General features: G+C 75.3%; 11 protein-coding genes. 7 read left to right on the forward strand and 4 right to left on the reverse strand.

All coding sequences use genetic code 11. The features are described 5' to 3' along the window. The first annotated feature begins 173 nt into the window (after window positions 1-173). The gene (gene radA / locus LG396_RS23330; RefSeq protein WP_225796238.1) at window positions 174-1,628 is read left to right on the forward strand and encodes a DNA repair protein RadA; all 1,455 of its coding nucleotides are present in this window, start codon (window positions 174-176) and stop codon (window positions 1,626-1,628) included. A gap of 110 nt (window positions 1,629-1,738) precedes the next feature. Beyond that, on the forward strand, window positions 1,739-2,863 hold the full coding sequence (gene disA / locus LG396_RS23335) for a DNA integrity scanning diadenylate cyclase DisA (protein ID WP_026276630.1): 1,125 nt from the start codon (window positions 1,739-1,741) through the stop codon (window positions 2,861-2,863). Window positions 2,864-2,949: 86 nt separating this feature from the next. Here disA and LG396_RS23340 read toward each other — a convergent pair whose 3' ends face one another. Then, window positions 2,950-3,828 (reverse strand): hypothetical protein, encoded by an 879-nt coding sequence (locus tag LG396_RS23340; RefSeq protein ID WP_225796239.1) that lies wholly within the window; start codon window positions 3,826-3,828, stop codon window positions 2,950-2,952. Window positions 3,829-3,955: 127 nt separating this feature from the next. Between LG396_RS23340 and LG396_RS23345 the strand changes: the two genes are divergently transcribed. Further along, window positions 3,956-4,534, forward strand: a complete 579-nt coding sequence (locus tag LG396_RS23345; RefSeq protein ID WP_225796240.1) for a phosphatase PAP2 family protein — start codon at window positions 3,956-3,958, stop codon at window positions 4,532-4,534. A 73-nt stretch (window positions 4,535-4,607) separates the two neighbouring features. Next, a complete protein-coding gene (locus tag LG396_RS23350) occupies window positions 4,608-6,443 on the forward strand; it encodes a sigma-70 family RNA polymerase sigma factor (protein WP_225796241.1) in 1,836 nt (611 codons plus the stop codon). A 53-nt stretch (window positions 6,444-6,496) separates the two neighbouring features. Here LG396_RS23350 and LG396_RS23355 read toward each other — a convergent pair whose 3' ends face one another. After that, window positions 6,497-7,366, reverse strand: a complete 870-nt coding sequence (locus LG396_RS23355; protein ID WP_225796242.1) for a DUF3109 family protein — start codon at window positions 7,364-7,366, stop codon at window positions 6,497-6,499. Between the two features lie 19 nt (window positions 7,367-7,385). Between LG396_RS23355 and LG396_RS23360 the strand changes: the two genes are divergently transcribed. From LG396_RS23360 to LG396_RS23370, 3 genes are all read left to right on the forward strand, one after another. Beyond that, window positions 7,386-8,312 (forward strand): Ppx/GppA family phosphatase, encoded by a 927-nt coding sequence (locus tag LG396_RS23360; RefSeq protein WP_225796243.1) that lies wholly within the window; start codon window positions 7,386-7,388, stop codon window positions 8,310-8,312. A 150-nt stretch (window positions 8,313-8,462) separates the two neighbouring features. Further along, window positions 8,463-9,320 (forward strand): sugar phosphate isomerase/epimerase family protein, encoded by an 858-nt coding sequence (locus tag LG396_RS23365; protein ID WP_051642703.1) that lies wholly within the window; start codon window positions 8,463-8,465, stop codon window positions 9,318-9,320. Further along, the gene (locus LG396_RS23370) at window positions 9,317-9,964 is read left to right on the forward strand and encodes a TetR/AcrR family transcriptional regulator (protein ID WP_018839904.1); all 648 of its coding nucleotides are present in this window, start codon (window positions 9,317-9,319) and stop codon (window positions 9,962-9,964) included. The genes LG396_RS23365 and LG396_RS23370 overlap by 4 nt, the downstream gene beginning before the upstream one ends. Before the next feature lie 100 nt (window positions 9,965-10,064). On the opposite strand, the gene LG396_RS23375 is transcribed toward LG396_RS23370, so the two are convergent. Next, the gene (locus tag LG396_RS23375) at window positions 10,065-10,982 is read right to left on the reverse strand and encodes a phosphoribosylaminoimidazolesuccinocarboxamide synthase (protein ID WP_225796244.1); all 918 of its coding nucleotides are present in this window, start codon (window positions 10,980-10,982) and stop codon (window positions 10,065-10,067) included. A 106-nt stretch (window positions 10,983-11,088) separates the two neighbouring features. Beyond that, the gene (locus LG396_RS23380; RefSeq protein ID WP_225796245.1) at window positions 11,089-12,192 is read right to left on the reverse strand and encodes an alkene reductase; all 1,104 of its coding nucleotides are present in this window, start codon (window positions 12,190-12,192) and stop codon (window positions 11,089-11,091) included. Window positions 12,193-12,251: the final 59 nt, after the last annotated feature.

Consider the following 12,251-nt stretch of genomic DNA (forward strand, 5'->3'; position numbering starts at 1 on the left):
ACATCCGAATCTCCGAGCCTACGCCCCCTGCCCACGGTCCGGACCGTTTGTCCACAGTCCGGACGGCCGCGGGCCCGCCGCGGGCCTGCCACCGGGCCTGCCGACGGCCCGCTGCCCCACCCCGCCTGTGGACAACTCCCGGCGGTGTCAGCGGGTCCCGCTACGTTATGCGCATGGCTTCCCGTAAGAGCGGCGGCAGGGACCGCCCCGCGTACCGCTGCTCCGAGTGCGGCTGGTCCACCGTGAAGTGGCTCGGCCGCTGCCCCGAGTGCCAGGCGTGGGGCACGATCGAGGAGGTCGGGGCGCCCGCGGTGAAGACCACGGCCGCCGGCCGGGTCACGACGTCCGCCCTGCCCATCGCGCAGGTCGACGCCCGCCGCGTCGAGGCCCGCGGCACCGGGGTGCCGGAGCTGGACCGGGTGCTCGGCGGCGGGCTCGTGCCGGGCGCGGTGGTGCTGATGGCCGGCGAGCCCGGTGTGGGCAAGTCGACGCTGCTGCTCGACGTCGCCGCGAAGGCCGCGGTCGGCGGGGAGCGCACGCTGTACGTGACGGGAGAGGAGTCCGCCGGCCAGGTCCGGCTGCGGGCCGACCGCATCGGGGCGCTGAGCGACGGGCTGTACCTGGCCGCAGAGACCGACCTCGCCGCCGTCCTCGCCCACCTCGACGAGGTCAAGCCCGCGCTGCTCGTGCTGGACTCCGTGCAGACCGTCGCCTCCGGCGAGATCGACGGCGCCCCCGGCGGCATGGCGCAGGTGCGGGAGGTCGCCGGCGCGCTGATCCGGGCCTCCAAGGAGCGCGGGATGGCCACGATCCTCGTCGGGCACGTGACGAAGGACGGCGCCATCGCGGGGCCCCGCCTGCTGGAGCACCTGGTGGACGTCGTGCTGCACATCGAGGGCGACCGGCACGCCCGGCTGCGCCTGGTCCGCGGCATGAAGAACAGGTACGGCGCGACGGACGAGGTCGGCTGCTTCGAGCTGCACGACGAGGGCATCATCGGCCTCGCCGACCCCAGCGGCCTGTTCCTGACCCGGCGGGACGAGCCCGTGCCGGGCACCTGCCTGACGGTGACCCTGGAGGGCCGCCGGCCGCTGGTCGCGGAGGTGCAGGCGCTGACGGTCGACTCGCAGATCCCCTCCCCCCGGCGCACCACGTCCGGCCTGGAGACCTCCCGGGTCTCGATGATGCTGGCGGTGCTGGAGCAGCGCGGCGACATCCGCGCGCTGTCCAAGCGGGACATCTACAGCGCCACCGTCGGCGGTGTGAAGCTCTCCGAACCCGCCGCCGACCTGGCCGTCGCGCTCGCGCTGGCCAGCGCCGCGAGCGACACCCCGCTGCCGCAGAACCTGGTCGCGATCGGGGAGGTCGGCCTCGCCGGCGAGGTGCGGCGGGTGACGGGGGTGGCCCGGCGGCTGGCGGAGGCGGCCCGGCTCGGGTTCACGCAGGCGCTCGTGCCGGCGGATCCGGGCAAGATCCCGTCGGGCATGAAGGTACGGGAAGTCGCGAACATAGGAGACGCGTTGCGGGCGCTGCCGGCCGGCCGGCGGCGGGCGGGCGGCGAGTCCCGGGAGGCGGGTGGAGGGAAAGAGCCGAGGGAGTCCCGGCAGCCCGAGGAGGCTCGCCGGTAGACTTTGCCCCGGTCTCTTCCGTGCGGGGGAGCGCAGGGGGCTCGTGCGTGCGCCGCCCGGCGCACGCGTAGAGCACCGAAACGACGACCGGAGGATTCCGGAGGGTTCCAGTGGCAGCAGGCGACCGGGTGGGCGCCCCGGGCAGAGCCGGCGGCAGTTCCGGCTCCGATGCCGCGGTGAGGGCCGCGCTGAGCGCGGTCGCGCCCGGCACGGGGCTGCGCGACGGCCTGGAGCGGGTCCTCCGCGGCAACACCGGCGGGCTCATCGTGCTGGGCACGGACAAGATCATCGAGTCCATCTGCACCGGCGGCTTCGTGCTGGACGTCGAGTTCACCGCGACCCGGCTGCGGGAGCTGTGCAAGCTCGACGGCGCCGTGGTCCTCGACCAGGACATCACGCGGATCGAGCGCGCGGGCGTGCAGCTGCTGCCCGACGCCTCGATCCCCACCGAGGAGACCGGCACCCGCCACCGCACCGCGCAGCGGGTGTCGATCCAGAGCGGCTTCCCCGTCGTCTCCGTCAGCCAGTCGATGCGGCTCATCGCGCTGTACGTCGACGGCCAGCGGCGCGTGCTGGAGGACTCCGCCGCGATCCTCTCCCGGGCCAACCAGGCGCTGGCCACGCTGGAGCGGTACAAGCTGCGGCTGGACGAGGTCGCCGGCACGCTCTCCGCGCTGGAGATCGAGGACCTGGTGACCGTGCGGGACGTCTCCGCGGTCGCGCAGCGGCTGGAGATGGTGCGCCGGATCGCCACCGAGATCGCGGAGTACGTGGTCGAGCTGGGCACCGACGGCCGGCTGCTGTCCCTCCAGCTCGACGAGCTGATCGCGGGCGTCGAGCCGGAACGCCAGCTCGTCGTCAGGGACTACGTCCCGGAGCGCACCGGCCGCCGCCCGCACACCGTGGAGCGCGCCCTCACCGAGCTGGACCGGCTCTCCCACGGCGAGCTGCTGGAACTGCCCATCGTGGCCCGCTCGCTGGGCTACACGGGCGTGCCCGAGACCCTCGACGCGGCGGTCTCGCCGCGCGGTTACCGGCTGCTGGCCAAGGTGCCGCGCATCCCCAGCGCCGTCATCGACCGGCTGGTGGAGCACTTCGGCGGCCTGCAGAAGCTCCTCGCGGCCAGCGTCGACGACCTGCAGACGGTCGACGGCGTGGGCGAGGCGCGGGCGCGGTCGGTGCGCGAGGGGCTGTCGCGGCTGGCGGAGTCGTCGATCCTGGAGCGCTACGTCTGACGCGGGAGGGGTACGGCTGTCAACGTGCCGTGCGCGGGTTCCTCATCCGGACGTATGGCCGTCAACGCCCCGCCGCGCGGGGGTGGTTACGCCTTCTCCAGCACGAACGGCGCCGTCGCAGCCGCGAAGCCGGCCGCGCTGACCTCCGCCTCGTAGCTCCCGGCGCCCGCCGTGCCCGCCTTCGGCGTCGCGCAGCGCGGCTCGCTCGCCCGCATGTCCCACTCGTACGTCCGCGAGACCTCGCTGCCCGCCGGCACCGCCAGCAGGATCGGGTCGGTCGTCCACGGGCAGTCGTCCGACGCCCACCACTGGCTCTCGCCGCCGGTCGCCGTCGAGATCGTGAGCACCGTCGAGGTCGGCGAGAAGTCCAGCTTGCAGTCCTCGGCACCGGAGTTGACCGCGGTCAGCTCGAACACCGGCCGCTCCCCCGGCGCGTACGAGCGCTCCTCGCTGCGCAGCGTCAGCTCCACGTCGTCCGGGTCGCACGCGGCCATGGACGAGCCGGCCGGCACGCCGTCCGAGCCCACGCCGAAGCCGCCGCCCGCGGTGCCCGCGCCGCCCCCGGAACCGGCGCCGCCGGCGGAGCCGCCGTCCTCGCCGCCGGAGCCGTTGCCGCCGTCGCCGCCTTCGCCGTCGCCGGAGCCGCCCGAGCCCTCGGAGTCGCCGGAACCGCCGCCGTCCTCCTCGTCGGAGCCGCCGGAACCGCCGGAGCCACCCGAGCCGCCGCCGTCCTCCTCGCGGCCCCCGGGTGGGTTGTCGATCACCGACGAGTCGTCGGTCGGCCCCGGAGTGATCGACTCCGCAGGGTTCTTGCCCTCGTTGGCGGCGTTCTCGCTGCCGCCCCCGAGGTTGATGACGAGGATGGCGAAAATCGCGAGCACGGCGAGCAGGCCGATGAGGACCGCGCGGCGCCGCCAGTAGATGGCGGACGGCAGCGGACCGACAGGGCGGCGGAAAGATCCCACGCGGAAACCTTACGAGACTTGGGGCGCAAGGCGGTCCCGTACCCGCCGCGCGGTCTGACTTTCGTCAGGGGAGCGTACTGACTTTCGCCGGAAGTGGTGAACCGAACACGCTTCGTACCGTCCCGGCATGAACGACGAGTTGTACCGGGACGTCACCTCGCTCGCCCGCCGCACGCCCGACTGGCTGCACATGCTCGCCGAGTACGGCACGGACGCCGGACTGGTGCTGCTGGCCGCGCTCTTCGCCGCCGCGTGGTGGGCGGCGCCGCGGCGCGCGCCGGTCGTGGCGGGGGCGGTGGGCACGCTGGCGGCGTACGGGCTGAGCGAGTTGGTGAAGGTGTGGGTGGCACGGGAGCGGCCGTGCCGGGCGGTGGACGGGGCGGCGGAGCCGCTGGCGGACTGCCCGCCGCCGGGCGACTGGTCGTTCCCGAGCAACCACGCGACGATCGCCGGCGCCGCCGCCGTCGCGCTGGCGGTGGCGTGGCCGCGGATCACGGCGTGGGTGCTGCCGTTCGGCGTGCTGCTGGGGGCGTCACGGGTCTTCGTCGGCGTGCACTATCCGCTCGACGTGGCGGCCGGCCTCGCCCTCGGCGCGGCGGTCGCGGCGCCCTGCGCGGCCCTTGCGCGCATACGGATCGGGGCCACCGGAAGACGCCGCCGGCGGGGGGCGAACGCTCTCGCAAGGACGACGTCCCCCATTGAGTGACAACGTCACCCGTGGGAGTGAGAAGCGCCGAACCACCCCGATCCGTACGCGACTATGCGCCTACGTTCGCGGGGTGACGAGCAGCAGCCCCGACCCCGAACCCGCCCGGCAGCCGCCGCCACAGCACCCGCCCGAGCAGTACGAGCCCTACCTGGACGGCCTGTTCACCTACTGCATGTCGGTGCTGTGCGACCACGACGGCGCCGTCGCCGCCCTGGGCGACGTACTCGCGATCGCCGAACGCCAGCCGCGGCGGCGGCCCGCGACGCCCGCCGAGTGGCGGCCCTGGCTGTACTCGCTGGCCCGCTGGGCCTGCGTGCGCCGGCTGGACCAGAAGCCCGGCCACAGAGCGGCGCAGCGCTCGGCGCAGCGGGCCGCGCACAGGCCCGCCCAGCGGCCGGTCCCGAAGCACCCCGGCGAGGAGAAGCGATCCTCCGACGCCACGGCGCCGGCACCGGCGCCGGACGCCGGGCAGGCACCGGACGCAGCGGACGCCGAGGACGCCGCCGCGCAGCTGCACCGCAGCGAACTGGCCACGCTCGCCTGGCCCGAGGCCGCCGGCACCACCCCCGAGCAGCGCGAGGCGCTGGAGCTGGCCGTACGCCACCGGCTGCCCGCCGACGAGGTCGCCACCGTCCTCGGCCAGCACCCGGACGCGGCCCGCGTGCTGCTGTCCACCGCCGCCGCCGAGGTCGAAAGGACCCGGGCCGCGCTCGCCGTCCGCGACCAGCACGGCTGCGCGGCCATCGCACGCCTGGCCGGGGACGGCCGGGTGTTCCTCAGCGCCGCCCTGAGCCGCGAGCTGGTCCGGCACGTCGACGACTGCGCCGAGTGCCGTCGCGCCGCCGAGCGGGCGGGCGCCGGCTGGGCCTGGCCGGGCACGCTGCGCGCCGCGCGGCCCGAGGGCCCGCTGCCGGTGCTGGCGGCGCCCCGCGCGGCCGCGTACACGGCGATGCTGCACGCCCAGCGCATCCGCTTCGTGCACGCGCCGCGCTTCGACCGCCGCGGCTACCCGCGCGACCCCCGGCACCGCGCAGCCCGCCGCGGCCGGCTGCGCTCCCGCGCGGTGACGTCGACCGTCGTGGCCACCGTCCTCGCGGCGCCGGTGCTGGCGCTGTGGGCCGCGAACCGCGGCGCGCCGGCGACCGGCGAGGCGCAGTCCGGCTGGCCCCCGCCGAGCGCGGACGCCGACGAGCCGGAGTCGCTGGACGGCCGCCCGGTGGAGAAGGCCGGCAGCGCGCACGACGGCACCGGTCCCGGGGCGTCGCACGGGGGCAAGCGGCCGGACGTGTCGGTGGAGGTCGTCGACCGCGGCGGCCGGGTGCCGGGCCGGCCGGGGGTGGGCCCGGGCCGGCTGACGGTGGAGGCGTGGCCGGCCGGGGAGACCACGTACCTGCGGCTGCGGGCGTCCGGCGGCGAGCCGGTCGCGTGGCGGCTCGGTACGGACGCGGGGTGGCTGCGGTTCAGCGCGACCTACGGGGCGCTGCGGCCGGGCGAGGCGGCGACGGTCGCGGTGACGGTGGCGGAGGCGAGCGAGCCGCGGCAGGGCTGGCAGGCGCGGGTGTACGTGTCCCCGGGCGACGCGGCGATCCTGATCACGGGCGCGGGCAGCGGCCGCACGGGTACGGGGCCGGGGCCGGGGTCGCCCGGCCCGTCCCGGCCGCCGGCGTCGGACCCGCCGGACTCCCCGTCCCCGCCGGGTTCGCCGGACCCCTCGGACCCGGACCCGTCGCCGTCCGACCCGGATCCGTCGCCCTCGGATCCGGACCCGTCGCCGTCGGACCCGGACCCGGGCCCCTCGGACCCCGACCCGTCGCCCTCGGACCCGGATCCCACACCGACCGCGTCCGCCACGGACCCGGACCCGGACCCGGACCCGCCGGGCTCGTCCCCGGCGCGGACGCCGTAGCGGTCGGGCCCCGCGCCCCGTACGGCCGTCAGTCGGCAGTCGGAGTCCGCCCCTCAGTCCGCCGGGTGCGGTGCCGGGAGCGCTCCGTGCCCGGCGCCGCGCAGGCGCTCCTCGCACAGCTCCGCCAGCCGGGCGTATCCCTTCTCGCCCATCAGCTCCACCAGCTCCGGCCGGTACGACTCGTACACCGCCCGGCCGCCGCCGTGGGCGGACGGCGCGGACGTGCACCACCAGTGCAGGTCGTGGCCGCCCGGGCCCCAGCCGCGGCGGTCGTACTCGCCGATCGAGACCATCAGGACCTTGGTGTCGTCCGGGCGCGTGATCCAGTCGTAGGACCGGCGGACCGGCAGCTGCCAGCAGACGTCCGGCTTGGTCTCCAGCGGCTCGCGGCCCTCGCGGAGCGCCAGCAGGTGGAGCGCGCAGCCCGTGCCGCCGGGGAAGCCGGCGCGGTTGTGGAAGACGCAGGCGCCGTCCACGCGGCGCGTCTTGCGTTCGCCGTCCTCGTCGGTCTCGGTCCAGCCGGCCGGGCCGCGGCCCTCCGCGTGGTACTGCCACAGCTCGGGTGTGAGCCGCCGCACATGCCCGGCGACCCGTTTCTCGTCGTCCTTGTCGGAGAAGTGCGCGCCCAGCGTGCAGCAGCCGTCGTCGGGTCCTGCGGGGTCGATGCCCTGGCAGCCGCGGCCGAAGATGCACGACCAGCGTGACGTCAGCCACGTCAGGTCGCAGCGGAAGACCTGTTCGTCGTCGGCGGGGTCCGGAAACTCCACCCACGCGCGGGCGAAGTCGAGCCCGACCTCCTCGGCCCGCGCGTCCGCCCGCGGCTTCGCCCGGGCGGCACTCTCGCGTACGACGCCCGAACCGGCTTGCGTTTTGCCCTGTTTCTTCCTCTTGCTCACGGGACCCAGCGTACGGCCGCGCGGCAAGGCGCTAGCGTTTCCCGTTATGCGACTCGGCGTTCTCGATGTGGGCTCGAACACGGTGCACCTGCTGGTGGTGGACGCGCACCCCGGTGCCCGGCCGCTGCCCGCCTACTCGCACAAGGCGGAGCTGCGGCTCGCCGAACTCCTCGACGAGGAGGGTGCCATCGCCGACGACGGGGTCGAACGGCTGATAGCCACGATTCACGAGGCACTGCAGGTTTCGGAGGACAAGGGCGCAGAAGACGTGCTCCCGTTCGCGACCTCCGCCGTCCGCGAAGCGGCCAACGCCGAGTCCGTGCTCGCGCGGGTCGCCGACGAGACGGGCGTGAAGCTCACCGTCCTGACCGGCGAGGAGGAGGCGCGGCTCACGTTCCTGGCCGCGCGCCGCTGGTTCGGCTGGTCGGCCGGGAAGCTGCTGGTGCTGGACATCGGCGGCGGGTCGCTGGAGATCGCGTACGGGATCGACGAGGACCCCGACAAGGCGGTCTCCCTGCCGCTCGGGGCCGGCCGGCTGACCTCCGCCTGGCTGCCCGGGGACCCGCCGGACCCCGACGACGTACGGGCCCTGCGGCGGTACGTGCGCGCGCAGATCGCCCGGGTCGTCAGCGAGTTCAGCCGGCTCGGTGAGCCGGATCACGTGGTGGCGACGTCCAAGACGTACCGGCAGCTCGCCCGGATCTCGGGCGCGGCGCGCTCCGCGGAGGGGCTGTACACGCACCGGGCGCTGTCCGCGAAGGCCCTGGAGGAGTGGGTGCCGCGGCTGGCGGCGATGCCGGCGGCGGAGCGCGCGGAGTTGCCGGGGGTGTCGGAGGGCAGGGCGCGGCAGTTGCTCGCGGGGGCGCTGGTGGCGGAGGGGGCAATGGACCTGTTCGGGGTGGAAACGGTGGAAATCTGCCCGTGGGCGCTGCGCGAGGGGGTCATCCTGAAGCGGCTGGACCAGTTGTCGTGACGGGGGCGGGGCCCGCGTGCGGCCGCGTACCCTGTCCCCGTGGCAGGAGCATCCCGTTACCGCACCGACGAGCATGACGAAACCGGCGAAACCGGTAAGACCGGCCGTCCCCGGGAGCCCGGGCGGGCCGGCGAACCGGCCGGGCGCGGCGTGACCGGCGCGGGGAGCGAGAACGGCGCCGGCGGCGACCGCGGGGTCACCGTGCCCGACGCGCGGGTGACCCTCTCCACCGCCTCCGTCTACCCCGAGTCCACCGCCACCGCCTTCGAGACCGCCGCCCGCCTCGGCTACGACGGCGTGGAGGTCATGGTCTGGACCGACCCCGTCAGCCAGGACATCGAGGCGCTGCGCCGCCTCTCCGACCACCACGGCGTGCCCGTCCTCGCCATCCACGCACCGTGCCTGCTGATCACGCAGCGCGTCTGGTCGCGGGACCCGTGGGAGAAGCTGCGGCGCGCGCGGTCGGCCGCCGAGCGGCTGGGCGCCGAGACCGTCGTGGTGCACCCGCCGTTCCGCTGGCAGCGTGCGTACGCGCGCGAGTTCGTCCGCGGCATCTGGCGCATGGCCGACGAGACGGCGGTGCAGTTCGCGGTGGAGAACATGTACCCGTGGCGCTACCGGGAGAAGGAGATGCTCGCGTACGCCCCGGACTGGGACGTCACGAACGAGGACTACCGCCACCACACCCTGGACCTCTCGCACACCGCGACCGCCCGCAACGACGCGCTGGAGATGGCCGACCGCATGGGCGACCGGCTGTGCCACGTGCACCTGGCCGACGGCTCCGGCTCCGGCAAGGACGAGCACCTGGTGCCCGGGCGCGGCAACCAGCCGTGCGCCGAGATGCTGGAGCGGCTGGCGGCGCGCGGGTTCGGCGGGCAGGTGGTCGTGGAGATCAACACCCGGCGGGCGATGTCGGCGGCGGAGCGCGAGTCGGACCTCGCCGAGTCGCTGGCGTTCACCCGGCTCAACCTGGCGGCACCGGTCGCGCGGGGCGCGAAGTCATGACGTCCGGGAAGTCGGGGGACGACGCCCCGAAACGGGGCCGGGGCCGCCCGCGGCGCGACGCCGTCGAGGATGGGCCCGGCACCCGGGACCTGATACTGACGACGGCCCGTTCGGAGTTCGCCGAGCACGGCTACGAGAAGACGTCCATACGCGGCATCGCCAAGTCCGCGGGCGTCGACCCGGCGCTGGTCCACCACTACTTCGGCGGCAAGGAGCAGGTCTTCGAGGCCGCGCTCGAAATCACCTTCGCGCCGGCGATGACGGTGCCCGACCGCGTCGTCCACGGCCCGATGGACGGCGCGGGCGAGCGCATCACCCGCTTCTTCTTCAGCACCTGGGAGAACCCGGACTCGCGCGAGCCCCTCCTCGCCGTCCTGCGCTCCGCGGTCAGCAACGAGGCGGCCGTCTCCATCTTCCGCCGCATCGTCACGCGCAGCCTGCTGCACGGCATCACGCCGTTGCTGCCGCTGGAGGAGCGCCAGATGCGCGCGGAGCTGGCGGTGGCGCAGCTCGTCGGGACGGCGCTGCTGCGCTACGTCATCCTCCTCGAACCGATGGCCTCGGCCGACCCGGAGGAGCTGATCGGCCGGCTGGCGCCGATCGTGGAGTACCACCTGACGGGCGTACCCCCGGCGAAGGGCTGACGCCACCGCCGCCACCGCGGCCGGGCCCCCGCCGCCGGCCCGCGCCGCCGGGCCCGCGGCCCGGCCCCCGGTCCGGGCGCCGGCCCCGCCCCCGGGCGGGTCAGGAGTCCCAGCGCTCCCCCGTCAGGCGCTCGTACGCCTCCACGTACTTCTCGCGCGTACGCTCCACCACCTCGGCCGGCAGCTCCGGCGGCGGCTCCTCGCCGTGCCGGTCCCAGCCGGACGCGGCCGACGTCAGCCAGTCGCGCACGTACTGCTTGTCGAACGACGGCTGCGGCCGGCCGGGACGCCAGTCGGCGATGCCCCAGTAGCGCGAGGAGTCCGGGGTCAGCACCTCGTCGGCGAGGACCAGCTCGCCCTCGCCGACCGCGTCGCCGGTGTAGCCGAACTCGAACTTCGTGTCCGCCAGGATCAGCCCCCGCTCGCGCGCGACGTCCCGCCCGCGCCCGTACACCTCCAGCGTCACCCGCCGCAGCTCCGCCGCGACGAGCGGGCCGACGCGGCGGACCACCTCCTCGTACGTGACGTTCTCGTCGTGCTCCCCCACCTCCGCCTTCGTCGCCGGCGAGAAGACCGGCGCGGGCAGCGCGGAGGCGTCGGTCAGCCCCGGCGGCAGGTCGACGCCGCAGACGGCGCCCGACTCGGCGTACTCCACGAGGCCCGAGCCCGTCAGATAGCCGCGCGCCACGCACTCCACCGGCACCATCCGCAGCCGCCGGCACACCAGGGCGCGCCCCGCCCACCCGGCGGGGGCGCCCTCGGGCAGCTCGGTGGAGAGCACGTGGTGCGGCACGAGGTCGGCGACCCGCTCGAACCACCACAGGGACAGCTTCGTGAGGATCCGGCCCTTGTCGGGGATCTCGGTGGGGAGCACCCAGTCGTACGCGGAGATGCGGTCGCTGGCGACCATCACCAGGCGGCCGTCGGCGTCCTCGTACAGATCGCGGACCTTGCCGGTGTGCAGATGGACGAGGCCGGGCACTTGGACGGGCTGGGGCTTCTCCACGAAACCGGTCACGGACTTCCTCCGGGGTTTGCCGATGCGACAGCCGAATTGTCTCGCATCGGCACGGCGGCGCCCCGACCAGGCGGTCCTTCGGCCGCCCGGCCCGGCAGCGGGCGCCTCAGCCCGCCGCGGGCGCGAGCGGCGCGAGCGCCGGGTAGTCGGTGTAGCCGCGGTGGTCGCCGCCGTAGTACGTCGCCTCGTCGGCCTCGTTGTACGGGCCCCCCGCCCGTACCCGCGCGACCAGGTCCGGGTTGGCGAGCCAGCGCGCGCCGAGGGAGACGACGTCCGCCGTGCCCGCGGCGAGGAGCTGCCGGGCGTCCTCGACGGGGTCGCCGCCGCTGTGGTGCATCGAGTTCAGCATCAGCGGCCCCTGCCACGCGGCGCGCAGCCGCTCGACGACGGGCCGCTGCGCGGGCGTGGGCTCGACCACGTGCAGGTACGCCAGCGGGTACGGGGCCAGCGCGGCGACCAGCGCCGGGTACAGCTCGGCGGTGTCGGACTCGGTGATGCCGTTGAACGTGTTGCCGGGCGAGATCCGCAGCGCGGTCCGGTCCGCGCCCACCGCATCGGCGACGGCCCGTACCAGCTCGACGGCGAAGCGGATGCGGTTCGCGACCGGGCCGCCGTAGGCGTCGGTGCGGCGGTTGGCGCCGTCGGCGAGGAACTGGTGGACGAGGTAGCCGTTGGCGCCGTGCAGCTCCACGCCGTCGAACCCGGCGTCGATCGCGTTGCGCGCCCCGGCGGCGAAGTCCCGGACGACCCCGGCGATGTCGTCTGCGGTCAGCTCGCGCGGCACCGGGTGCGGCAGCAGCCCCTGGTCGGCGGTGTAGAGCGCCTCGCCGGACGCCACCGCCGACGGCGCCTCCGGAAGCCCGCCGTCCGGGTAGAGGTAGGGGTGGCCGACCCGGCCGGTGTGCAGCAGCTGGAGGAAGATCCGGCCCCCCGCCGCGTGCACCCGCCCGGTCACCTGCCGCCAGGCGTCGACCTGTTCCGCGGTGTGGATGCCGGGCGTCTGGATGTAGCCCTGGCCGCGCACGCCGGGCTGGGTGCCCTCGGCGACGATCAGGGCGGCGGCGGCCCGCTGCTCGTAGTACTCGGCCGTCAGCCCCGTCACCAGGCCGCCGTCCGCGGTGGCCCGGGAGCGGGTCATCGGGGCCATCGCCAGCCGGTGCGGGAGGTCGAGGCGGCCGATCCGTACGGGTGCGAAGATCTCGTTCGTCATGTCCTCGACGCTAGATACGGGGGAATGCCCGCCGGATCCGTAGCGCTGCGGTACTGGGA

It is taken from the genome of Streptomyces aculeolatus (genome assembly GCF_020400605.1).
Classification (GTDB): Bacteria; Actinomycetota; Actinomycetes; order Streptomycetales; family Streptomycetaceae; genus Streptomyces; species Streptomyces aculeolatus.

Excerpts from the sequence above, each read along its gene's own strand:
- radA (WP_225796238.1), top strand. The coding sequence starts at position 174 with ATGGCTTCCCGTAAGAGCGGCGGCAGGGACCGCCCCGCGTACCGCTGC.
- LG396_RS23345 (WP_225796240.1), top strand. The coding sequence starts at position 3,956 with ATGAACGACGAGTTGTACCGGGACGTCACCTCGCTCGCCCGCCGCACG.
- LG396_RS23360 (WP_225796243.1), top strand. The coding sequence starts at position 7,386 with ATGCGACTCGGCGTTCTCGATGTGGGCTCGAACACGGTGCACCTGCTG.
- LG396_RS23370 (WP_018839904.1), top strand. The coding sequence starts at position 9,317 with ATGACGTCCGGGAAGTCGGGGGACGACGCCCCGAAACGGGGCCGGGGC.
- LG396_RS23380 (WP_225796245.1), bottom strand. The coding sequence starts at position 12,192 with ATGACGAACGAGATCTTCGCACCCGTACGGATCGGCCGCCTCGACCTC.